Origin of the sequence: Achromobacter ruhlandii (genome assembly GCF_902859695.1) — a bacterium.
Taxonomy (GTDB): Bacteria; Pseudomonadota; Gammaproteobacteria; order Burkholderiales; family Burkholderiaceae_B; genus Achromobacter; species Achromobacter ruhlandii.
Genome location: NZ_CADIJL010000009.1, coordinates 59,678 through 83,471 on the forward strand (window position 1 = coordinate 59,678; position 23,794 = coordinate 83,471).

A 23,794-nucleotide genomic window follows, 5' to 3' on the forward strand; every position below is an offset into this window, starting at 1 on the left:
CGCAAGAATACCCGGGTTCGCGGGCCTTCCGCCGCCGCCCGCGCCGGCCACCGGAACGGGTCCAGGCCCGGAATCCTCCCGACTCCGCGCGTGCCTCACTGGCAACACCTGCCCAGGTCTGACGCTATCAGTGTCCTATTCCTGGAACAGTGCTTATCAATGGCGGGGACTACCGAAAGCGGCCTCCCGCCCTTATCTTGACAGGTATGACGAACGGCCCCGCAGGGGCCGCGCAACAGGAATGACGATCATGAAGAAGATTCTGGGTGTGCATGCCAGCCCGCGTCCCCACTGGGTGGGCGACGGCTTTCCGGTGCGCTCGATGTTCTCGTACAACGACAAGGGCAAGAACGTCAGCCCGTTCCTGCTCCTGGACTACGCCGGCCCGGCGCAATTCGCGCCGGCCACGCAACCGCGCGGCGTCGGCCAGCATCCGCACCGCGGCTTCGAGACCGTGACCATCGTCTACAGCGGCGAGGTCGAGCACCGCGACTCCACCGGCAACGGCGGCGTCATCGGGCCCGGCGACGTGCAGTGGATGACGGCCGCCTCGGGCATCCTGCATGAAGAGTTCCACTCCCCCGCGTTCACCCGCCAGGGCGGCGAGCTGGAGATGGTGCAGCTGTGGGTCAACCTGCCGGCCAAGGACAAGAAGGCGCCGGCCGGATACCAGAGCCTGCTGAATGCGGATATCCCGGTGGTGTCGCTGCCTGGCGATGCCGGCTCGCTGCGCGTCATCGCCGGCAGCTACGGCGGCCAGACCGGTCCGGCGCGCACCTTCACGCCGATCGACGTGTGGGACGTGCGCCTGTCCGCCGGCAAGACCGCGACCTTCGCGATCCCGGCGGGCCGCAACAGCATGCTGGTGATGCTGCGCGGCACGGTGCTGGTCAACGGCGAAGCGGTGGCGCGCGACGCGCAACTGACGCTGTTCTCGCAGGATGGCGACGAGATCACGGTCGAAGCCAACAACGACGCCGTGTTCCTGGTGTTGAGCGGCGAGCCGATCGACGAGCCGGTGGTGGGATACGGGCCGTTTGTGATGAATTCACAGGCGGAGATCGTCGAGGCGATCCAGGACTTCAATGCCGGGAAGTATGGGCAGATGCATTAAAGGGCGGGACCGGCCATAGCTGGTCGGTCCTGCTGGATGAGGCCGCGTTTCCTGGGTTGGGGAACGCGGCTTTTTGTTAGGCAACGGAGTGGCGTGGGAGTCGCGTTACGACCCTAAACCGACTGTTGAAGTTCAACGGACTTGGAATTTGGTCACTCAATTTGAAAAATAACAAGGCGCGGGTTTTGAGGGCAGGCGGACGCAGTGCGCCAGCGGACCCGAGATGCGGTTCATGTGGCTGGATCGACGTCCTTGAAACGCAGGTTGAGCGGGCGCAGCTTGGACCAAAGCCACAGCCCCACGGCGGTGCTCGTGCCTACGACCAGCGTGATGCCGGTGGCGATGATGAAACCGATCACCGGGCTAATCAATAGCGCATCAAGACCCTCCAGGACGCGGCCGTTCCATTGGATCGAGCCCAAGCCGAAGAAAGTGCCGATGGCGCACAGGATCGAGAACGGGATCCAAGCGAGGTACTGCCCTATGGCGATGAGCTTGAACACGGACTTGAGACTTAGCTTGCGGATTTGGATGTCGCGCACGGCGCCTCCGGGTAATCAGAGTTGAGCTGTCGAATTTCGTCCAAATTGAGATTTGGTTCGCTGAAGGTGGCCGTAGCCTTGGCGGAAGTACCTCGAGACGTCCGACCGCTTCCGACCCTAAAGAGACAGTCGCGGAAACGCAAAGCGGACGCTGGTCGCCACCGCCACATTAGGCTGCAGTCGTCAAGCAGATAGCGAGACGAGAGCGCCACGTGACGTAAGCCGGTCAATGCTATATATTTTCCTGGTTCCGTGCGCAAGCCGTTGATTTAATCGGGGTGCAAGAACAGTCCTAACTACTTCAAATTCAGTGAGGAGCGTCATTCATGGCCGACAAAAAAGTTATCTTCGTTGCATTCGCTATTGAGGATGCCCGCATCCGAGACATGATCAAGGGGCAGTCCTTGCACACGGATAGCCCTTTCGAATACGTCGATATGTCGGTCAAGGAAGCCTACGATGAAGAGTGGAAGAAAAAGGTCCGCACGCGCATATTGCGTTCAGACGGAGTGCTGGCAATCATTAGCAAGAATTCCCTGACATCTAGTGGTCAAAAGTGGGAAATCCAGTGCGCCAAGGATGAAGGGAAGCCCGTAAAGGGCATTTGGGCCTATAAAGAAGACCGTACGGCTGTCGCGGGGGTGAGTACGATGGTCTGGACGTGGGACAACATTGCAAACTGGATCGACGGTCTCTAATGCGCAAAGCACTGGTTATTGGTATCGATTCCTACGACAATGTGTCGCCGCTCTACGGATGCGTCAATGACTCGTTCGCCGTGAAATCCATGCTGGACCGTCACGCGGATGGTTCAGTTAATTTTGGTGTTCGCCACATCACAGGAACGGGCCACAAAGACACTGCCTCGCGCGACGAATTGAGAGGGGCGATACAGGAACTTTTCGCGGGAGATGGCGAGATTTCGCTCCTCTACTTTGCCGGCCACGGTCATATCGAAGCGACCGGAGGCTACCTATGTTCTTCTGACGTAAAAAGCGGCAACGACGGATTGGCTCTGGCAGAGATCATGGCCATGGCGAATCAATCGAGGATTGCCAACCGCGTCATCATTCTCGATAGCTGCCACAGCGGCGTGGCGGGGGGCAGCGCTCTTCAACAGAACGTAGCAGAGATTAGCGATGGTGTAACTATTCTCACGGCATCAACCGACGAGCAATACGCTTCTGAGGAGAACGGGGCGGGAGTATTTACGTCTTTACTCGTCGATGCACTTGGAGGGGCGGCCGCCAATCTCGTCGGCGAAGTTACACCAGGTGGAGTCTATGCTCACGTAGACCAATCGCTCGGCCCGTGGGCGCAGAGACCCGTTTTCAAAACCAATGTGAAGCGGTTTGTCTCGCTACGAAAAGTTCAGCCGCCGCTAGAACTAGCAGAGCTTAGGAGGATCTCGGAGTTTTTCCCAGAGGCCGGCTATCAACTGCAGTTGGATCCGACCTATGAGCCCGAACGCCATGATTCATGGGCAACGGACCCGAAGGGTATGCCAGGTCCCGATCCCGATCACACAGCGATATTTTCGGTCCTGCAAAAGTACAATCGCGTTGGACTCTTGGTACCAGAGGGAGCGCCGCACATGTGGCACGCTGCTATGGAGTCCAAGACGGTACGCTTAACCGCTCTGGGAGAGCATTACCGGCGTTTGGCGGCCAAGGGGCTGATATGAATCATGAGGAACGCCAACGCATCGAAGATGCGATGAGCGCCATCCTTGAAGACTTGGCGCATATAGAGCATGAACGTTGGTCCCATTGGCAAGCGTATATGCATAGCAAGGGAGTCCGTCAAGCTGACGGCAGCTTGCTAATCCCACGTGACCTCATTGAGCGCTGGGACCGCCAAATCGAAACAACTTACTCGAACCTAACTGAAAAGGAAAAAGAAGGGGATCGCGAGCAGGTAAGAAAGTATCTGCCTCTTATCGTGGATACGCTTGCAAAGCGTTAGAGTACATAAGCAAATGAGCCAGTCTCCCAACTGGCTCTCCGCTTATGCAACGACAGCAAACGGGAATTTTCTCTCGGTACGCGGCGACTCGAATGTCGGGTTCTGCCGACCACCACTTAGCAGCTTCACTCGTCCCGCCGCTGTTTCGTGGCAGGCCTGCGTGGAGTACTTTGAATATGACCTACTCAGATCAATGTTGAGCAACGTTTTTTTTGCCCACTCATTGGCGGAATCCAATAGGGATGACGTGTAGTATCCCCCGGAGGACTCGTCCTCCCCTGCCGTTTCATCGACGGCACACGAATTCATGACAACAATTCCGTTATCGCAAAGCGAAATTTCCTGATCGAAATATCGTCGGCACTCGGCTGGACTCAATGTCTGCTGCCTTGCAGAATCAAATGTCATCGATTCCATGGCGGACTTGAGCAGGCGCTTCTCATCTTCCCGCTTGCGACAGCAGTCCAAGATCAGCGAGTGCTTCTGAGCACCTATTCGCAACTCCAGGCTATTCATGTCTTCTCGTGCATTGATATGCAGAATAGTGTTGCCGCGCTGGTTGGAGTGATATCCATGCCCAGCGAAGAAAATCATGGAATAGTCCACCCGCTTCAAGAGCTCGATCTCCGCCCGAATAGTGCTCGCCTGTGGCGTCATGAGCGTCGTGACTTCACTGTCATACCACAGCCCTCCCACCGGGGAAAGAAGGAATTGCTTCAGATTTTCAACGTCGACCTTCACACCGGGAATCTTGGCATCCGGAGAACCGATAATTAAAGCCTTACGCGACAACACCTTTAACTCTCCTTTACTGGGTCAGTAATTGCAGCAGCATCCTCGACTCGGGTGATGATGGATGGCGCAAAGCGCTCGCTTGCACCAGCTAACAACGCCAGAAGAGGAATAATGTACTGGGAGTTCGCTTCCACTACCAGACTGGAAAATATAATTCCCGATTTGATGCCTAACAAGACAATCTGCCCAGTAATAAATCCACCGATGAGGCGGCATCCTGACTCGACAAAATGCAGATACTTCCCGGCATAACTGGCGTGCTGCAGGTGTCCTGATCGTAGAATTATAGAAAGACACGCTCCAGCAATCGCCCAGGCGCCGACATTGACACTCCGCAAAATGCCTTCATAAAGTGGCATATTGCTCCGATTTGCAATTAACGCGATTGAAATCAGGATGGCCGTGAGCAGTATAGTGAAGCTCAGATACCATTCACGGGATTTTTCGACGACTCGGTCCAGGCGGAACGCTTCTGCCTGCTCCAGGATTTCGATCGCGCCTTCACAATTACTCTCTAGGCAGTTGACAACCGCCTCCCCAACAATCGTTTTGAAGCTCAGCACGGAGGCTTCTCTCAGACCGCCTGTCGGTTTATGCTCGGCAATCAAGCATTGACTGAGCGTCTTTTCGAAATTCTTTTTATCGTTGGGCGATCGCGCCGCTTCGTAAGCATCTGTCGTTTCCCAGTCGATATTATTGTTTTTATCAACCAGAACAATATATTCTGCGGTGATCCTAATGATCCTCCTACAGTTACCACGATGGCTTCCCCAAACTTCTTCGTATTGGCCAAATTCACACTGCGGCTCTCTTTTTTTTCTCGACCACATTAACGTTCTTCTTGATAAATTTCTCTATTTGCGACTCGGTAAGGATTGTACCGCTGTCGACAGGATAAGCGAAGTTCTGGCTAGGTCATTAAACCGCGTGCGCGGCTGACCGCAGCCGCTCAGGGTCGACGCTGAGCCGGTGCTCTCGTGTGCTCGGAACGTCCCTCTGGTACCCCGAACTGTATGGGTTGAGCCGGAACGCCCAACTGCTTGGCCAAGAGTCTCTTCGCTTGCCCCGCCGCGGGCACTTCGCAGGGGGCATTTTCGTTGACCTTGCGCAGGGACCATGTCCGACCATTTCCTGCAGATCTAACTGGTCCGGTTGAAGAGCTGCTGTTGGCCGGAAGCGGTCCTTGCCAAATCACATCAGTGACCCACATTAAGCTGACCAAGCACTTCCCCGACAGCCACGACGGTGCCCTCCCACCTCAGACAAACCCGATTTCCCCCAGCCCCCCGCCCATCCCCCTATCCCATCGACTATAAAAACAAAACACTTCCCATTCGCACTTCATCCCCCGCCGCACCCACCATGAAAAAGTGCCTCGCCCCCACCGCCCACCAGGTCGGTGGCCTATACCGCGAGCATCACGGTTGGCTGCGCAACTGGCTTCGCACTAAAGTCCGCCGCGCCGAAGACGCCGACGATCTGACTCAGGACACCTTCGTCCGAGTGCTATGCGCCGCCACACCGCTCCACATCGACACATCGACCCTGCGCGAACCGCGCGCCTATCTGGCTACCGTGGCCGGACGGCTGGTGGCCAATTTCTACCGGCGGCAGGCGCTGGAAATCGCCTATCTCGAAGTCCTGGCCACTCTGCCGCCGCAACAAGTTCCTTCCCTCGAAACCCAGGCGCTGGTGCGCGAGGCGTTGTTCGAGTTCGATCGCATGCTCGACGGCCTCGACCCGAAGGTGCGGCAGGCCCTGGTGCTGTCGCAGTTCCAGGGGCTGCCCTACACGCAGATCGCCGTGAATCTGAATGTCTCGCTGCGCACGGTGAAGAACTACATCGCGCGCGCCATGGCGCACTGCTGCCTGGCGGCCTTCTGATCCCCCGGCAGGTTGCATGGCCGAGTCCCGCCCGCCGTCGTCCGCCGAGGAATCGGCCGTATACGAAGCCGCCCGCTGGTTTGCCTGCCTCATGGCCGAAGACGCGACGCCGCGCGATCGCGTTGACTGGCAGGCCTGGCTCGACGCCAGCCCCACGCATCGCCAGGCCTGGGAACGGCTGCAGAAGATGCGGTGCGCCTTCAGCCGCGTGCCGGCCGATGTTGCCACGGCCGTGCTCACCCCGTCCGCGCGCCGGCGCGCACAGCGCCGCAGCCTGCTGTCGTTGATGGGGATGGGCCTGCTGACCACCGGCGCCTATGGCGTCATGCGGTCAGGGGAGCCGGACATCTGGCGGACCGCGACCGGCGAATTCCGCCAATTCCAACTGGACGACGGCTCGCAGCTCTATCTGAACACCGCCACCCGCGTGACGCTGGATTTCAGCGACGCGCGGCGTCGGGTGGTGCTGCGTGCCGGCGAGATCCTGATGCAGATCCATCGGGACCAGACCTCGCGGACCATGCCGCGCCCGTTCGTCGTCAGCACGCCGCATGGCGACATCCTGCCGCAGGAGGCCCGCTTCACGGTGCGGCTGGATACCCGCGACACGCGGGTGCAGGTGTTGCAACAGTCGGCCACCATCCTGCCCGGCCAGACGCAGGATCACCCTTCGATCCGCATCCCTGCGGTGCTGCTGCGCGCCGGTCAGGCGGTGTCGTTCGACGCCAACGGCGCGGGGCCGCTGGACGCCGCGTCCGTGGATACGCAGGCTTGGCTGCATGGCCGCCTGGTGGTGGAGGATCGGCCACTGGCCGAGGTCGTCGCCGAACTGGCGCGTTATCGGCCCGGCATCCTGCGGTGCGATCCGGCGGTGGCCGATCTGAGGGTCTCCGGGGTTTTCTCATTGCGGGACACCGACGAGGCGCTGGAAGCAATCTCGGACAGTTTCCCTGTGCAGGTGCGGCGGCATACGCGCTACTGGGTGACGGTGCTGGCGCGCCCAGGGGCGTAGCCGGGGCGGTGGCGCAGGCGGCGGCCTCTTGCCTGACGCCACGGGTCAAGCGCAAAAGCGATCACATAAGTATTTTTTTTCAATGGCATTTGCACTTTCGTAGTACGTCGCGTGTCCTCAATGACGATGGCGCTCGCCATGGACGCGAACCGAACCGGTTCCGGTCATGGCCTCGCTTCCCGTTCAATCACTCTGCCGCGATATGTCCATGCACGATCACCCCTCCACTTCAACGGCCTGCGCGTCTGGCCGCTCCTCGCACCATGCCGCGCCGGGCGCGCGTCAGTTCACGCTGAATCTCACGCTCATATGCCTGTTGGCCGCCTTCACGCCGCTGCGCGCCACCCACGCGCAAACGCCCTCGGCAGCCCTCGCCGCCAGCACCTTGCAGTTGGACATCCCGGCCGGTCCGCTGACCACGGTGCTGAACCAGTACGCGCAGGCGGTCGACGTCAGCCTGTCGTTCGACGCCTCGCTGCTCGCGGGAAAGGAATCCGCCGGGTTGCGGGGAAGTTTTGAGGTGGAGGCGGGTTTCCGCCGCATCCTGCAAGGCAGCGGATTCGAAGCGGTGGCGCGTGCGCCGGGGCGCTACATGCTGCGCGGCTTGCCGAAGGCGGCAGGCGAGGACGCCACCGATGTGACCCAGCTGAACGCCGTCACCGTCAGCGGCTACCGCGAAGGCGACGCGCCCAACCGGGGCTACACCGTCAGCAGCACGTCCAGCGCCACCAAGCTCGACCTGGCGCCAAAGGAAACGCCGCAGAGCATCACCACGTTCACGGCGCAGCAGATTCAGGATCAGGGGTTGTTGACGCTGAGCGAGGTGCTTGACCAGACTCCAGGCATCACGCTGGTGACCGCTGGCGTTGAAGGCGCTGGCAGCCAACCGGTCTACTCGCGCACCTTTCCTGTCAGGTCGGTGCAGATGGACGGAGTCATGGCCAGCAGCTATATCCTGTCCGGCTCGTCGAATGGCGACATCGGCATGCAGGATTCCTTTCTGTATGAACGTATCGACGTGATTCGTGGCTCCACCAGCCTGACCGGCGGCGAAGGCGACGCTTCGGCCAGTCTGAACTTCGTGCGCAAACATCCCTATCTGGATCGTCACCTGTCGGCGAACCTGAAATACGGCAGCTGGAACAATCGCCGCGCCGAGCTGGACTTCTCCACGCCGGTCAATGACAGGTTGCGCGTGCGAATCGCGGCCGCCGCACAAAAAGGCAATCACTGGGTCGAACGGGTCAAGAGTGATCGAAGCGCGGTATCCCTGATCGGCCAGCTGGATGTGACCGAAAACAATCGAATCACCGCGGGAGTAACGCAATTCGATTTCAAACTCGATGGCGCCTCGCCGCATGGCTTGGCGCGGTTTTCGGAAGTGTTTAACAGCCGGGTACCGAAAGATCTGCCGGAAGGCCTGCGCGATGTGCCAAAAGGCGTCACCGTGTTTCCCACCACGGGCATCCCACGCAGCTTCAACAACGCCACGCCTTGGTCGCATACGCATCGCAACTACACCAATCTCTTCCTGACCTGGGACCATGATTTCAACGATGACTGGTCTCTCAAGGCAAGCTACAACTATGCCAGCAACACGGACGACAAACTCTATGGGGAAATGGGCACCCGCTTCTACCTACCCCAGGCAGGAGTCGCCAGCTACGTTGCGAAACGCGACAATCAAGAGAACATCATCAATGCCATTGACGTGCATTTGAAAGGCAGTATCGAGCTACTGGGAAGACGGCAAGAGTTTGTCTTCGGGGCCAATGCCTACAACCTGCACCACATGGTCTATGGCGGATACGCCAGCACTGGCACATCCGATTCTTCCACCCTTTCATTTGATAGGTGCAATCCCCGTCGCGGCTGTCGTGCTCTCTTTCCCACCAATGCCGCCCCTATCGCGGATTGGACCAACCGCCCTCCCGAGACCTGGGAGGATTTGGGACAGGACATGTACACCGCCCGCGAGCGCTACACGACGAAAGCACGGCAGACTGGATATTATTTTTCCAGCCACCTGCGCCCGATTGATCGCGTGCATCTGATCATGGGTGGCCGCTGGGCCAAGGATACGGAAGCAGACCATGTCGAGACCGACTGCCTCGAAGGAAATTGCGGGCCAGGCTGGACCTTCCTGCCCAACAAAAGCAATCCCACAATGCGTCCGAAATTCCTGCCGTACGCAGGCTTGATCGTCGAGTTAACGCCTCAGATCAATGCCTATGGCAGCTATGCCACGTCCTATATCCGCTATCCGGATGAAAATGGCGGAACCAACATTATGACCGGCGATTATCTTCCCCCGGTGCGTTCGATCACCGAGGAGGGAGGCGTCAAAGGCGCGTTCTTCGACGATAGGCTCAATGTGGCTGCGTCGTACTTCAGAATGCGACAGAAGGACTTTCCTCACCAGACCAATGACCCTGCGGCTTCTGGCACCGATAACGACGGCTGGAGAGTCTATGGCTGGGAATTCAATGTTACGGGCGCCATCACGCCTAACTGGAACGTGTCGGCGGGCTATGTAAAACAAAAGCAGATCCCGCCTCCCCTGAAGGCAGGTGAAGTGCTGCTCGCAGCCCGCGACGATTACACCAATAGTTATCGCGCACCCGAAAAATCCCTCAAGCTATTTACGACCTACCGCATCAAGCGGCTCACGGTGGGCGCGGGCGTTCGCTGGCAGAGCCGCACACAGTCCACGTGGATTCCCGTGAACATCACTGCCCGGAACCAAGACTATCTGATGCATCAGAATCCCTACTATGTGGTCGATCTGATGGCGCGCTACCAGATTGACAAACGCTTCAGCATGCAGTTGAACATCAATAACCTGTTCGACAAGGTCTACTACCAACACGAAAGATCCTTCATTTCGGGCGCGCCGCGCAATGCGCTTTTGACGCTGGGTTATCGCCTGTGACGGTTCAACGGGCAAACCCCGCAGGGAGCCACTCTCGGCCAGGAGTTCGTCCGATCTTCGGCGATACCGGTGCGGCTATGTCGTTTCGCTTTGCCCTTTAGGGGTGGGCAGCGTGTCCTCTTCATTGCCACCGTCCGAAACCCATCGCACACGGACATCCGGCGGGTCAATCTCGCCGGACTTGGCATCAAGCCTCTGAACCGATCAATTTTTCCCGCGAGGCTTGTTCACCCTTTCTATCAAGGAACGTCATCATGTCTATGCGCACGCTCAGCCACCTTTCCGCCGCGTTGCTGGCGTTGGGTTTTGCCAGCACCGCCTTTGCCGGTTGGAATCAACTGGACCTCAACGAACCCAGTAATCAGGATCCGGAAGTGTCCTATCTCGGATCGTTCAACTACAACGGCCAGACCTACGGCCCATCGACCGCCGTAACGGTACCGGGCCAGGCCGGCACCAGCGTCGCCAACCTGTTCGACCTGAAGGATTTGCAGCCTTTCACGCTGTATGGCAAGAACGGCAAGGGTGGCCAGGGCCACAACGATGACTTGAGCCTGACTTCCAACGATGGCTCGGCGTCGGCCCGGGCGCCCGTTGTCTACCGCGTCTATCGCCAGAACTACTCGGCAGCGGTGGTCAATCTCTCGCGAGGCACTGAAGCGCGCCACTTCGTAAAGAGCGTCGTCGGAGAACAGACCATGCCTGGCACGCTTGTAAATGGTACCTACAGCTATGCCGGCGTGACTTTCAGCAACTTCCCGCGCGGCATGTTCGACTATCAGGTGGCAGTAACCGGACCGAGTACTGCTACGGGTCAAGGGTCGTTCTCATTGAACGAACTCAAGATTCCAGCATCGCAGTCATCGACTGGCATGGACATCTTCTTCGATATCACCAACGGCAAGCTGGATCCCACCGCGCTGGCCACTACCAGCAACGGCCTGGTATTCGATGGCGATGTCACCATCACCAATGCTGACGTCAGTAATCCTGCGGCATGGAACGCCATCAAAGGTCCGACGAGCAACCCAACCTACAGCCTGACTCTCTTCGGCCCGCAAGGTGCCGAGATTGCCGGCTCCATCGAAGGCCTGCCGGAGCGCATCGGCTCCGTCGCTGTCATCGGCGCAAAACAGTAACTATCACGTAAAGATCCAACAGGCGCCGTTTCAATATTGAATAGATATCACTTCAGTCGCACTTCTATTTGATACCGCCATTGCTGAATTGCGATCTTTCCCATCACGGACTGCAGGGATTCCCCTGCAGTCCTTTTGCCTATTCAAGCCGCCGCATCCGGAAGACCCGTGCCGCACCCTCTCTCGTCCAACCCCTCTCGCCGTCATTCACTGTTCACGGCAATCGTCATCAGCCTGCTGGTCACGGGCTACCCGCTTACGCTCCAGGCCCAACCCGCCACGCCGTCACCCGCCGTCCTGCCCGCTCCCGTCCGCCCCCTGGAGCCGGACACCCCGACGCTCCCCCCTCCCCCTCGCCCCACGCCCGCCATCACGCACCGCCCGCCCACCCAACCGGCCCAGCCGCCCGTCGAACTGACCGACCAGGACCTGGCCCACGACCTCAGGCTGACCGAACGCATCCTCAACCAGGCGATGCTGCAAGAGGACTGGAGCACCCTGCGCCGGGTGTTGCGCTTCTACCCCTGGATGGCCGGCGTTGATCCGATCCTGCGCGACTACGTGCATGGCGCGCTGCTGCGCCACGATGGACGGCTGGCCGAGGCCATCGCGTTGTACCGCCGGCTGGTGGCGCAGCATCCCGACCTGGGCTACGTGCGGCTGGAACTGGCCACCATGCTGATGGAGGATCGCCAATTCGCGCAGTCCGACGCCGAGCTGGCCGACCTGCGGCTGGGGTCGCTGGAGCCGGCGGCGCAGCACAGCGTCATGCTTTACCGTCAGGCATTGGCGCAGCAGCGCCGCTGGAATTTCCGCCTGGGCGCGGGCGCGGCCTACAGCAACAACGTCAATTCGGCCAACCGCGACCCGATGCTGTACCTGCCGGTCGCGACACGGCAAGGTCCCTTGTGGGTGCCGTTCGCGAAGGGCCGCGACGCGTTGCCCAAGGCGGATTGGGGGGTGAAATACAGCGGCAGCGCCAATATCGAACGCAATCTCGGCGGGCATCACTACTACACGCTGGGCGCGGATATCGACGGCACCGCGTATCGCGTGCAACGCGACTACAGCGACCGTTCCCTGACCTTGCGCGGCGGCTACAAGTGGCAGGACGCCACGCGATGGTTTGCGGCGACGCCCCAGGCGGGCCGCAGCTGGATGGGCAGCCGGCGCTATAGCCACAACCGCGGCTTGAGCCTGGAGTACGGGTGGCGGCCAACGCCGGGGTGGCAGTTGATGGGGGCCTGGCTGTGGCTCAAGCGCGGCTATGACGACCGGGCCTATGCCGCCTACGACGGCCATCTGGACGTGCTGTCGCTGACGGCGATCCGCGTGTTCTCGCCCGCGCTGTTGGCTTACGCCAGCGTCGGGCTGCAGCGCGAGGCGGTGGCGGCGGGCGAATACACCTATCGCTTTCCCTGGGCGCAGCTGGGCGTGGTCAAGACCTTCGGGCAAATGTTGGGCACGCGTTTGAGCGCCCGCTATGGCAGACAGGCGTATGAGGCGCCCTATGCCCTGTTCCTGAATCAGCGGCGGCGCGATCATGAGCTGCGCGTGGACGCCTCGGTCTGGACGCCGGACTTCAAGATCGCCGGGTTGGAGCCGAAGCTGAACCTCAGTTACCTCAAGATCACCAGCAATCTGCCCATGTATGCGCGGGACCGGACCGAGGTCAGCCTGATGCTGGAGAGGCGGTTCTAAACAGCATCCGTGTCGGCGACCAGGACAACAATCCGTCCACGCTCACACGTTCTGGCCCTTTCTCACTGCCATGGATATCTCCTTGAGCATCCAGGCGAGAGTCGTCGCGGCGCGAGTCCCCCCTGCTCCCTTCGGCCACGGCAAGCGGAGTTGTCGAAACAATTCCGGCTGCGTGATAGGGACGAAATTGCCGCGCTCGAAGCCCGTCGCCGCCGTTTCAGGAACGATGTCCCAAGCTGCCCATCCCCGGAGACCGCCAGGAGCGACTCCGCGCTATCCGTTTCCGCCGCTATCGGCAATTGCACATTGGCGGCCTTGAACGCGTCTTCGATCAGCATGCGCGTCGAGAATTTCGGCGGGAACCGGGCTAACGGAATCGAAGCCAGAACGGTCTCCGGTCCGTACTTTCACGCCGATCGAGGCCGTTTGTGATGAATTTTCAAGCGGAGATCGTCCTGGCAATCCAGGATTTCAATGCCGGGAAGCATGGGCAAATACACTGGGAGGCCGGATCGGCGTTGACGCGCCAGCGCGCCTCCGCCGGGTAGTCTCGGCCGGAAAGTCTCGTGACGCGCCCCGCATCACTGCCAAAGTGATGCAATTTTCGCGAGGAACGTGACAGAATATCGGGCACCCGCGTCCCGGCTGTACCGCCGAACCCCGTATTGATCAGGTCCTGAAATGCCCGTTATCGGCGATCCGCCTCCAACCCGACCTCCTGGCGAGGGCGTGGGCAGCGGCCATGGCGGGTCCGACGGCGCCCTGGAGCGGCTGGCGCGCCTGGCGCGGCGACTGTTCAATGTCGACACGGCAATCGTTGCCCGCGCCGACGCCGCGTGCGCATGCGAGGCGATGGCCGGCACGCCCCCCGCTTCGCCGCAGCCATGGTCCATGCAATCCCCCATCCGCGCCGCCGACGGACGCCTGCTGGGTAGCGTGCGCCTGCTGCACGGACAGGATCGCGCTTTCACGGATGAAGACAGCCAGACCCTGCAAGACCTGGCGGACCTCGCGGCGACCGCTATCGCCCCCCAAACGCGCGAGCGCGCCGACGAAATCGCCTGGCGGGAGGAAGCCAGGAAGTTGTCGCTGGCCATCGCCGGTAGCGGCACGGGGGTCTGGGACCGCAACGTGGTGACCGGCGAGATCACCTATTCGCCCGGCTGGAAGGCCTTGCTCGGCTATTCCGAGTCCGAACTCACGACCCGCATCGAAGACGCCTACCAGCGCCTGCACCCGGACGACCTGGGTTTCGTGCAAGCCGCCATGCAGGACCATTTCGACGGCAAGACCGAAAGCTACGAGGTCGAGCATCGCATCCGCTGCAAGGATGGCAGCTACAAGTGGATCTGCAGCCGGGGCAAGGTGGTCAGTCGCGACGAGGCCGGCAAGGCGCTGCGCATGATGGGCACCACCACCGACATCAGCGCGGTGCGCGCCCTGGCGGAACGCCTCAAGCTCACGGCGGACCTGGTCGTCAACCTCACCGACGCCGTGCCCGGCCTGGTCTTTCAGTGCCAGGCCGTGGCCGAGGGCGGCGCGAGGTTCTCGTATGTCAGCGCCGGCATCCGCGACATGTTCGAGCTGACCGCCGACGACGTGCGCGCCAGCGCCACCGCGATCGAACAGCGCGTCCATCCCGAGGACCTGCCCGCCTACCGGGCATCGCTGCAGCAGGCGACCGCCGCGCTCACGCGCTGGCACCTGGAGTTCCGCGTTTGCCTGCCGCGACAGGGGGTGCGGTGGCGTCTGGGCGACGCCAGCCCGGGCCGCGAGGCCGGCGGGGGCGTGGTCTGGCACGGCTTCGTCACGGACATCACCGACCGCAAGCGCGCTGAACTGGAATTGCGCGAACTCGCCGCCACCGACGCGCTGACCAGCCTGCCGAACCGCCGCCATTTCATGTCGCGCATCGCCGCGGAGCTTGCGCGCATCAAGAGCGACGGCGGCCACGGTTCGGCGGTGCTGATGTGCGACCTGGACCACTTCAAGCACATCAACGACACCTGGGGCCACGCCATCGGCGACGGCGTGCTGCAGCACTTCGCCCGCATGCTGCGTGCCCAGTTGCGCGAGATCGACCTGGTGGGCCGCATCGGCGGCGAGGAATTCGCCGTCGTGCTGCCGGACACCGACATCGAAAGCGCGCACCTGTTCGCCCACGACGTACAGCGCCGCATCGCGGATACGCCCTATCTGACGGGCGGACAGCGCATTCCGCTGACGGTCAGCATCGGCATTTCCGCGCTGCACACGCACGACGACGACGCGGAACTGGCGCTCAGCCGCAGCGATCGCGCGCTGTATTACGCCAAGCAACGCGGCCGGAACCGGATCGAATCGGTGTTTTTCAGGTAGCGCCAGCCCGACGCATGGGTTTGCCTCAGGGCGGGCCGCGCAGGTCGACAGCCACGCGCAACAACCTGTTGATTTCGCCAGTCAGATGGCGTTTGCGACCCTGTTCCACGATGCTGATGCTGCGAAACTCCTGTGGCCCCGGCAACGGCAGCACTTTCAATGCCGGGTCTTTGTTCCAATGGACGTTTTGCAACAAGGGCACCAAGCTGACGCCCACTTGCTGGCGCACCAGCGCCGCAATGCCAAGAATCGAGTTCAGCTCCAGGATTTCCTGCGGTTTGACTCGCAATCGGTGCAGCACCCGATCGGCTTTGGAACCGGTGGCGGTATTGCGGTCATAGCGGATGTAGGGCTGAGTGGCCAGCAGCTCGGTGATGTCCGGCGTTTTTGCATGGGCCTGCGCGCTGGCCAGCAGGATCAGCGGTTCGTCATAGAGCCGCGAGCAGCTCAGCCCTTTGAATTCCTGCCGGGGCGACTTCACCACGACCGCCGCGTCCAGCTCGCCGGCCAGCAGCAGCGGCGCCAGCTCATCAGAACGCGCGCTGGTCAGCGTGACCGACACTTTGGGATGGATGGCCTTTAGCTGCACCAGGCAATTGGCCAGCAGCCCCATGGCCGAAATGATGCCGCCCACGGTGATTTCGCCTTCCATGCGCAAATCCCGATCCGGGTCTTCAAGCATTGCTTCGTAATCGGCCACCAGGCGCCTGGCGCGCGGAAGCAGCAGCGTCCCGTCGCGACTCAAACTCGTCTGTCTGTGATTGCGCTCAAACAACGTACGGCGCATTTCGTCTTCAAGCGCCCGCATTTGCTGACCGACGGCGGCGCTGGTCAACGCGACCCGGTCGGCCGCGGCGGCAAAGCTGCCCTCCTCCGCGACGGCAATGAATGTTCTGAGAAACCGGATGCTGCTCATGGCGCGAGGCGATTTTTAGGTAAAGATTTACTTTACTCTAATTAAAACTAAATTAGATTTTCTTTGTATAGGCACTGGCGGATACTGCGGGTCTTCTCATTGAATGGTGTAGACCATGAGCACTGCTACCCCGGATTCCCAGGCCGACCTGCTGGCGCGGCAAAACGCGCGGCGTCTATACGACCAAGGACCGACAACGGTCTATGCCCATGCGGGCGACAAACGCTTCGCCTATTGTCTTTACGTTCCCGAATCCATCGAAGACGCAACGCGTCCCGTGGATCTCGTGGTGGTCGTGCATGGGTCCAACCGCGCGATGGAAACCTACCGGAACAGCTTTGCCGAGTTTGGCCGCTGGAACGACTGCGTCATCCTGGCGCCGCTGTTTCCGGTGGGCGTGCTGGGCGATGGCAACGGCGACGGCTACAAGCAGATTCTTGAAGGAGATATCCGCTATGACCAGATCCTGCTGGATATGGTCGCCGAGGTCGGCAAGAAGTACGGCCGCAACTTCGACACCTTTGCCCTCTTTGGCTATTCGGGCGGCGGCCAGTTCACCAATCGCTTCTGCTACCTGCACCCCGACAGGCTCTGGGCCGCATCGATCGGCGCGCCGGGTTCGGTCACGCTGCTGGACACCGCGCGCAAGTGGTGGGTGGGCGTCGCCGACATGGAGACGCGGTTTGGCAAGGCGCTGAACCTTGATGCGCTGCGTCAGGTCCCCATCCACATGGTGGTCGGCGCGGCGGATCTCGAAACCTGGGAAATCACCCATCGCCCCGGCGGCAAGCACTACATGGAAGGCGCCAACGACGCCGGCCGCACCCGGCCCGAGCGGCTGGAACGCCTGCGCGCCAGCTTCGAAGCGGCGGGCGTGAGCGCCACGCTGGATCAGATTCCCAATGTGCCCCACATGGGCATCAAAGTCATGCCGGCCGCGCAGAAATTCTTCGCGGCGGTGTTGCGCGAACGGCGGGCTCGCCAGGCGCAGCAATAAGCACGAGCGGCACGGCCAGGTCGTGGCCGCGCCGCCCACCCATTGAAGGAGGATTACTTCATGCGCAACAGTGTAAAGGCCGCCCTGGGGTACGCCGCGCTGGCGTTGACGCTGGCAACGGCCGGAAGTCACGCCGCCGAGCCATCACGGATTCAGGTCGGCATCAGCGGCGATATCCGCGGCACCGACCCCGGCGTCAACCGGGACGAGAACACCGACGCCGTCGTCATGCATATGGTGGAAGGCCTGGTGGCCTACCGCGAAGACGCGACCGTGGGGCCGTTGCTGGCCGACTCGATCACGGTTTCTGATGATGGACGCAGCTACCGCTTCAAACTGCGCGAGGGCGTGCGGTTTCATAACGGGGCGCCGCTGACCGCCGCCGAAGTCTTGTGGACCTGGCGCCGTTACCTCGATCCCAAGACACAATGGCGCTGCCTGGGCGACTTCGATGGCCGCGGTTTGCTCAAGGTGCAGGACATCAGCAGCCCGGACCCGATGACCGTGGTGTTCACCCTGGAACAGCCCAACGCCTTGTTTCTGGCGACGATGGCCAGAACCGATTGCGGGGGCACGGGCATTCTGCATCCGGATTCGCTGACGCCGGAAGGCGCGTGGCGCTCGCCGGTGGGAACCGGGCCGTTCAAGCTGGGGCAATGGCAACGCGGGCAATATGTGGAGCTGCAACGCTTTGCTGACTATGCGCCGCGTGCCGAGGCAAAGCCTGACGGGTATACCGGCAACAAAGCCGCGCTGGTGGACCAGGTGCGCTTTGTCGTGATCCCCGACAATGCGACGGCCAAGGCCGCGCTGATGGCGCGCGGCATCGATCTGCTGCCCGACGTGACGGCGACCGACGCGGCCGACTTGAAGCAGGCCAAGGGCCTGACCATCCAGGTCAGCCCGGCAATGTCCATCAACGGCCTGCTGTTCCAGACCCGCGACCCTTTGCTCAAGGATGCGCGTATCCGCCGCGCCATTGCGCTGTCGCTGGACTACGGCCAGATGGTCGCCACGCTGTCCAGCGGACTGTCCAAGGTCAACAATTCGGCCGTGCCCAGCAGCAGCACCTACTATGACGCGGCGACGGCCAAGGGCTACCGCACCGATCTGGCCGAGGCCCGCGCCTTGCTGAGCGCGGCCGGCTATCGCGGTCAGCCGATCAAGATGATTGTGAACAAGCGCTACCCGCAGATGTTCGATATGGGCATTCTGAGTCAGGCCATGCTGGCGGCCGTGGGCATCAACATCCAGATGGAGACGCTGGAGTGGGGCACGCAGCTTGAACGTTACCAGAGCGGCAACTATCAGATGATGGCGTTCTCGTATTCTCCCCGCTTCGACCCGGCCTTGAGTTTCGAGCAGATACTGGGTGACAAGTCCAGGGAGGCGCGCAAGGTCTGGGACAACGGTGACGCCATCGATATCCTGCGCCAGGCCATGCGCGAAGCCGAACCCGCCAGGCGCCAGGCGCTATTCGATCGGTTGCACGACATGCTGATCAAGGACGTGCCCATGGTCATCATCTACAACGGGACCGCCATCGGCGCCTTCCGTGATGGCGTCCAGGGCTATCGAACCTGGCCGATCTCCAAGCCGCGCCTGTGGGGCGTGTCTTTGGCGGCGACCACGAAATAGGCCCGTCATGTTGCGATTCTTCATTCAGCGCCTGGGCATGGCGCTGCCCACCCTGCTGCTGATCTCGATCATGGTTTTCGGCCTGATCCGCTTCATCCCGGGCGACCCCGCCCTGCTGATGCTGGGGGATATGGCGGACGCGCAAAGCCTTGCCGACATGCGCAAGGCCCTGGGACTGGATCACTCATTCGTGACCCAGTACCTGATCTGGATACGGGCGGTGCTGGGCGGCGACTTCGGCTTGTCGATCAGTAGCAGCCAGCCGGTGCTGGGCCTGCTGGTCGAGCGCTTCAGCGTCAGCGCCGTCATCGTGCTGATCTCGGTGGGACTGGCAGTGCTGCTGGCCGTTCCCGTGGGCCTTTACGCCGCCTGGAAGCAGAACAGCCTGATGGATCTGGGCCTGGTCGCCGGCGCCACCCTGCTGCTGTCAATTCCCGCCTTCTGGCTGGGCTTGCTGCTGCTGTACTGCTTCGGCATGACGCTGGGGTGGCTGCCCATCGTCGGCTACGTCAGCGTCAGCGCGGATCCGTTGCGCGGCCTGAGCTATCTGGTCCTGCCGGTGGTGACGCTGACGCTCGTGGAGTTCGGCTCCATCGCCCGCATGGCCCGCGCCAGCACGATCGAGGTCTTGCGGCTGGAATACATCGCCCACGCCCGCGCCAAGGGCCTGTCGGAATCAGCGGTGCTGTGGGGCCATGCCTTGCGCAACGCCTTTGCGCCGACCTGGACGCTCGTGGGCCTGATCCTGGGCAATCTGCTGGGCGGCATTGCGGTGTTGGAAACCGTATTCACCCTGCCCGGCATCGGCCGGCTCATGGTGGATTCGATCTTTGCCCGTGACTATCCGGTCCTGCAGGGGTGTCTTTTGTTGATCACCAGCATCTATGTGGTGGTGAATTTGATCGTTGACCTGCTGTATCCGGTCTTTGATCCCAGGGTGAAACTATGAATGGCGACGTCATCTCCTTGCCGGCCGCCCCCGTGCGGCGCCGCGGCATGCCCGCGCTCAATGCCTTGATTGGCGGCGGCCTTCTGCTGGGGTTGGTCGCGCTGGCGCTGCTGGGCCTGGTGTGGACGCCGTACGACCCGCTCAAGCTCGATCTGAGCCTTCGGCTGCAGGCGCCCGGCGCGCGGCACTGGCTGGGCACGGACGAGTTCGGCCGCGACGTCCTGAGCCGGCTGATCATCGGCGCATCGACCAGCCTGTGGATCAGCCTCCTGTCCGTGGCGGTGGCCTTGGGATGCGGCACCCTGATCGGTATGCTGGCCGGCTACCTGCGCGGCTGGACCGACCGCATCCTGATGATGTTCAACGACGCCCTGCTGGCCTTTCCCGGCATTTTGCTGGCCCTGGGCATTATGGCGGTGCTGGGCGCCAGCCAGTACAGCATCGTCCTGGCGTTGGGCATGGCCTACACGCCGTCGGTGGTGCGGGTGGTTCGCGGCAGCGTGCTGTCGCTGCGTGAGCGCGAATTCATCGAGGCGTCCCGGGTCATTGGCAATTCCGAGCTATACACGATGTTCCGCCACATCGTTCCCAACTGCCTCGCGCCCGTGTGCGTGCTGGCCACCAGCATGTTCGGCTGGGCCTTGCTGTCCGAAAGCGCACTGAGCTTTCTCGGACTGGGCGTACCGCCGCCCGCGGCCACCTGGGGCAGCATGCTGGCAGCCAGCCGTCCCTACATTGCGTCGGCCGCATGGCTGGGCGTGTTTCCCGGTGTGCTGATCAGCATGGCCCTGCTGGGTATCAATCTGTTTGGCGATGCCCTGCGTGATCGCCTTGATCCGCGCATGAGGAAATGAACATGACCGAGAACGCATCCCTGTTGTCTGTGAAGCACCTGAAGATTCGTGCCGGCGTGGATGGCCCGCTGGCCGTGAACGATGTCAGTTTCGAGCTGGCGCCCGGCGAAATCCTGGCGCTGGTGGGAGAGTCGGGCAGCGGCAAAACCATGGCAGCGCGCGCCGTCATCGGCCTGTTGCCCGCCCCCATGCAGATGGCGGACGGCAGCATCGGCTTCAAGGGCCGGACGCTGGACACGCGCAATGCCCGCGCCTTGCGCCGGGTTCGCGGGGCCGAGATCGGCATGGTTTTCCAGGAACCCATGGTGTCGCTCAACCCGGCACTGACCATCGGCCGTCAAATGAGCGAAGCGCTCAAGCTGCATACGCGGCTCGGCGCGGCCGAGATCCGCCAGCGTTGTCTCACCATGCTGGAGCGCATCGGCATCAAGGACCCGGTACGCTGCCTGACCGCTTATCCGCATGAGTTCTCGGGCGGCATGCGCCAGCGCATCATGCTGGCGTCCGTCATGCTGCTGCGTCCGGCGTTGCTGATCGCGGATGAGCCCACCACGGCGCTTGACTGCCTGGCCCAGCTGGATGTCATCGAACTGATGCTGGAGCTCACGCGTGAACAAGGCACGGCCGTGCTGTTCATCAGCCATGACCTTTCGCTGGTGGCGCGCTATGCCCACAAGGTTGTGGTCATGCGAAATGGGCAGGCGGTCGAACAGGGACCCACGGCCTCGATCCTGCTGAACCCGCAAGCCGAATACACCCGTCAGTTGCTGGAGGCACTGCCCCGCCGCGGTGTCCTGCCGCCCTTGCCCCATGCCAGCGCACCGCTGGTCGAGGTCAAAGACGTATGCGTCGAGTACCCCGGTCCGCGCAGCTTCTGGCAGCGCGGCGCCGCCTATCGCGTGGTGCGCGGCGTGGACCTGAGCATCGCGCCAGGTGAAACGCTTGCGCTTGTCGGAGGCAGCGGTTCCGGCAAGACGACGCTGGGGCGCGCGGTGGCCGGATTGGTCAAACCCCGCGCCGGGAGCATCAGGTTCGAAGGCGTGGACCTGCTCAAGTCCGTCAACCGCCGCGCCCGCCTGCAATGCCAGATGATCTTTCAGGATCCGTATTCCTCGCTGGACCCGCGCATGCGGATCGGGCAGATCCTGGCCGAACCCCTGCGGCATTGCGATGACTTGAACGACGCGCAGCGCCGCGCGCGCGTGGCGGAAACGCTGAACGACGTCGGCCTGAATCCGTCGTTCCGGGACCGCTTCCCACATCAACTGTCTGGCGGCCAGCGTCAGCGTGTGGCCATCGGCCGCGCCCTGGTGCGCCGGCCGAAGATGGTCATTGCCGATGAGCCGATATCGGCATTGGACATGACCATCCAGAAGCAGATTCTGGATCTGTTCGAGCGTCTGCAGAAGCAATACGGCTTTGCCTGCCTGTTCATCTCGCACGATCTGGCCGCGGTCGAACGCATCGCGCATCGCGTGGCGGTGATGAGCCAGGGCGAAATTGTCGAAATCGCCGCCCGCGACGCCTTGTTCGACACGCCGCAACACCCCTACACCCGCAAATTGCTGGCCGCGGCCAGCCCGCTGCAAAAGCTGGCCAACGGGGGCTATCGCATCCGCCCGGCCCAAGCCTGAGCCGGCCGCCGGCTCAACCCATCAAGGAGATTCCATGACCGACGCCAGTTCCGTTTCCAATGCCTTCTGGGCGCCTTTCACCCCGATGCGGCAGTTTCACCAACAGCCCATGATGTTCGACAGCGCCGAAGGCATGTACTACCGCACGCCCGACGGCCGCCAGATTCTGGACGCCATGGCCGGCCTGTGGTGCGTCAACGCCGGCCACGGCCAGGCGAGCATTGTGCAAGCCATTCAAGAGGCCGCCGCGCGCCTGGACTTCGTTTCCTCGTTCAAGATGAGTCATCCGGGCGCGCAGGCCATGTCGGATGCCTTGATTGCCCTGGCGCCCGAGGGCATGACCAGAGTGTTCTTCACCAACTCCGGCTCCGAGGCCGTCGACACCGCCTTGAAAATTGCGCGCGCCTATCATCAGGCTCGTGGCGACAGCCGCCGCACCAAGTTCATCGGCCGGGCCAAGGGCTATCACGGCATGGGATTTGGCGGCTTGTCCGTCTCGGGCATCGGGCGCCAGAAGCGCGACTTCGGGCCGCTGCTGGGCGAGGTCAGCCATTTGCCGCTGCCGTATGACGCCAGCATGCGCTTTAGCGCCGGACAACCGGATCACGGCGCCAGCTATGCGGAAGCGCTGGCGCAGTTGCTGGACATCCAGGACCCCGGTACGGTGGCCGCCGTCATTGTCGAGCCGGTCACCGGTTCCGGCGGCGTGTATCCGCCCCCGGTCGGCTACCTGCAACGCTTGCGCGAGCTGTGCACGCAACATGGCGTGCTGTTGATCTTTGACGAAGTGATCACCGGCTTTGGGCGCGTGGGCGGCAACTTCGCCTCGCAGGTGTTTGGCGTTACCCCAGACTTGATGACCGTGGCCAAAGGCCTGACCAACGGCGCGGTGCCCATGGGCGGTGTCATCGTCGGCGGCGCCGTCTACGAAGCGTTCATGGCCGGACCGCCGCAGGTGGTGGAGCTGATGCATGGCTACACCTATTCCGCCCACCCGCTGGCGTGCGCGGCCGGCCTGGCGACGCTGCGTCTGCACCAGGACCTGGAGATCAACGCCCGGGTGCGGGAGATCAGCTCCCATTGGCAGTCGCAAGCGCTGGCGCTCGAAGGTCTGCCGCATGTGAACGATGTGCGCAGCATCGGCCTGCTGTGCGCCGTCGACCTCGCGCCGCGCGCCGGCGCGGCCGGCATGCGGGGCGCGGATGTCGCCCGCCATTGCTTTGAGCAGGGCGTACTGGTGCGAGCGTCCGGCGACATGATCGTCATTTCGCCGCCGCTGATCATCAGCCCTGCCCAGGTCGAACAGATTTTTGAATGCTTGCGACGAGCGCTTCTTGTTGACGGCATCTGACCGGGCCGGCGGC

At 62.0% G+C, this 23,794-nt stretch carries 20 protein-coding genes; 16 read left to right on the forward strand and 4 right to left on the reverse strand.

Translation table 11 applies throughout. From position 1 onward, the window contains the following. Positions 1-250: 250 nt before the first annotated feature. A complete protein-coding gene (locus HV742_RS13320) occupies positions 251-1,114 on the forward strand; it encodes a pirin family protein (protein WP_175145604.1) in 864 nt (287 codons plus the stop codon). 230 nt (positions 1,115-1,344) lie between these two features. On the opposite strand, the gene HV742_RS13325 is transcribed toward HV742_RS13320, so the two are convergent. Beyond that, positions 1,345-1,656, reverse strand: a complete 312-nt coding sequence (locus HV742_RS13325) for a hypothetical protein (RefSeq protein WP_047992397.1) — start codon at positions 1,654-1,656, stop codon at positions 1,345-1,347. Between the two features lie 326 nt (positions 1,657-1,982). Here HV742_RS13325 and HV742_RS13330 point away from each other — a divergent pair, with 326 nt between their 5' ends. Genes HV742_RS13330 through HV742_RS13340 form a run of 3 tightly spaced genes read left to right on the forward strand, consistent with a single transcriptional unit; the run spans position 1,983 to position 3,621 of the window. Continuing rightward, entirely contained in the window at positions 1,983-2,354 is a 372-nt protein-coding gene (locus HV742_RS13330) for a TIR domain-containing protein (protein WP_175145606.1), read from the forward strand. Beyond that, the gene (locus tag HV742_RS13335; protein ID WP_175145608.1) at positions 2,354-3,340 is read left to right on the forward strand and encodes a caspase family protein; all 987 of its coding nucleotides are present in this window, start codon (positions 2,354-2,356) and stop codon (positions 3,338-3,340) included. The genes HV742_RS13330 and HV742_RS13335 overlap by 1 nt, the downstream gene beginning before the upstream one ends. Further along, positions 3,337-3,621 carry a hypothetical protein gene (locus HV742_RS13340; RefSeq protein WP_175145610.1) on the forward strand — a complete coding sequence of 95 codons (285 nt, stop codon included), beginning with the start codon at positions 3,337-3,339 and terminating at the stop codon, positions 3,619-3,621. Before HV742_RS13335 ends, HV742_RS13340 begins: the two co-directional genes overlap by 4 nt. 42 nt (positions 3,622-3,663) lie before the next feature. Here the strand turns inward: HV742_RS13340 and HV742_RS13345 are convergent, their stop codons facing one another. Beyond that, the gene (locus tag HV742_RS13345; protein ID WP_175145612.1) at positions 3,664-4,416 is read right to left on the reverse strand and encodes a caspase family protein; all 753 of its coding nucleotides are present in this window, start codon (positions 4,414-4,416) and stop codon (positions 3,664-3,666) included. Between the two features lie 2 nt (positions 4,417-4,418). Then, positions 4,419-5,246 carry a hypothetical protein gene (locus tag HV742_RS13350; protein WP_175145613.1) on the reverse strand — a complete coding sequence of 276 codons (828 nt, stop codon included), beginning with the start codon at positions 5,244-5,246 and terminating at the stop codon, positions 4,419-4,421. A gap of 532 nt (positions 5,247-5,778) precedes the next feature. Between HV742_RS13350 and HV742_RS13355 the strand changes: the two genes are divergently transcribed. From HV742_RS13355 to HV742_RS13380, 6 genes are all read left to right on the forward strand, one after another. Then, on the forward strand, positions 5,779-6,300 hold the full coding sequence (locus HV742_RS13355; RefSeq protein ID WP_175145615.1) for a sigma-70 family RNA polymerase sigma factor: 522 nt from the start codon (positions 5,779-5,781) through the stop codon (positions 6,298-6,300). A 16-nt stretch (positions 6,301-6,316) separates the two neighbouring features. Then, positions 6,317-7,312 (forward strand): FecR domain-containing protein, encoded by a 996-nt coding sequence (locus HV742_RS13360; RefSeq protein WP_175145617.1) that lies wholly within the window; start codon positions 6,317-6,319, stop codon positions 7,310-7,312. A gap of 208 nt (positions 7,313-7,520) precedes the next feature. Then, entirely contained in the window at positions 7,521-10,244 is a 2,724-nt protein-coding gene (locus HV742_RS13365; RefSeq protein WP_254601118.1) for a TonB-dependent siderophore receptor, read from the forward strand. 254 nt (positions 10,245-10,498) lie between these two features. Then, the gene (locus HV742_RS13370) at positions 10,499-11,383 is read left to right on the forward strand and encodes a hypothetical protein (protein WP_254601119.1); all 885 of its coding nucleotides are present in this window, start codon (positions 10,499-10,501) and stop codon (positions 11,381-11,383) included. Positions 11,384-11,551: 168 nt separating this feature from the next. Further along, positions 11,552-13,084, forward strand: a complete 1,533-nt coding sequence (locus tag HV742_RS13375) for a surface lipoprotein assembly modifier (protein WP_254601122.1) — start codon at positions 11,552-11,554, stop codon at positions 13,082-13,084. A 681-nt stretch (positions 13,085-13,765) separates the two neighbouring features. Then, positions 13,766-15,442, forward strand: coding sequence for a sensor domain-containing diguanylate cyclase (locus HV742_RS13380; protein ID WP_175145619.1), 1,677 nt, complete (start codon positions 13,766-13,768; stop codon positions 15,440-15,442). 25 nt (positions 15,443-15,467) lie between these two features. On the opposite strand, the gene HV742_RS13385 is transcribed toward HV742_RS13380, so the two are convergent. Beyond that, on the reverse strand, positions 15,468-16,358 hold the full coding sequence (locus tag HV742_RS13385; protein ID WP_049074734.1) for a LysR substrate-binding domain-containing protein: 891 nt from the start codon (positions 16,356-16,358) through the stop codon (positions 15,468-15,470). A 115-nt stretch (positions 16,359-16,473) separates the two neighbouring features. On the opposite strand from HV742_RS13385, the gene HV742_RS13390 reads away from it, so the two are divergent. The 6 genes from HV742_RS13390 to aptA are packed head-to-tail and all read left to right on the forward strand — an operon-like array spanning position 16,474 to position 23,781. After that, entirely contained in the window at positions 16,474-17,355 is an 882-nt protein-coding gene (locus HV742_RS13390) for an alpha/beta hydrolase family protein (RefSeq protein WP_059269900.1), read from the forward strand. Between the two features lie 60 nt (positions 17,356-17,415). Next, a complete protein-coding gene (locus HV742_RS13395) occupies positions 17,416-18,993 on the forward strand; it encodes an ABC transporter substrate-binding protein (RefSeq protein ID WP_175145621.1) in 1,578 nt (525 codons plus the stop codon). A 7-nt stretch (positions 18,994-19,000) separates the two neighbouring features. After that, on the forward strand, positions 19,001-19,942 hold the full coding sequence (locus tag HV742_RS13400; RefSeq protein ID WP_054416094.1) for an ABC transporter permease: 942 nt from the start codon (positions 19,001-19,003) through the stop codon (positions 19,940-19,942). Continuing rightward, on the forward strand, positions 19,939-20,796 hold the full coding sequence (locus tag HV742_RS13405) for an ABC transporter permease (RefSeq protein WP_175145623.1): 858 nt from the start codon (positions 19,939-19,941) through the stop codon (positions 20,794-20,796). The genes HV742_RS13400 and HV742_RS13405 overlap by 4 nt, the downstream gene beginning before the upstream one ends. Positions 20,797-20,798: 2 nt before the next feature. After that, positions 20,799-22,430 carry an ABC transporter ATP-binding protein gene (locus HV742_RS13410; RefSeq protein WP_175145625.1) on the forward strand — a complete coding sequence of 544 codons (1,632 nt, stop codon included), beginning with the start codon at positions 20,799-20,801 and terminating at the stop codon, positions 22,428-22,430. A gap of 34 nt (positions 22,431-22,464) precedes the next feature. Next, positions 22,465-23,781 (forward strand): omega-aminotransferase AptA, encoded by a 1,317-nt coding sequence (gene aptA / locus HV742_RS13415; protein WP_175145627.1) that lies wholly within the window; start codon positions 22,465-22,467, stop codon positions 23,779-23,781. Positions 23,782-23,794: the final 13 nt, after the last annotated feature.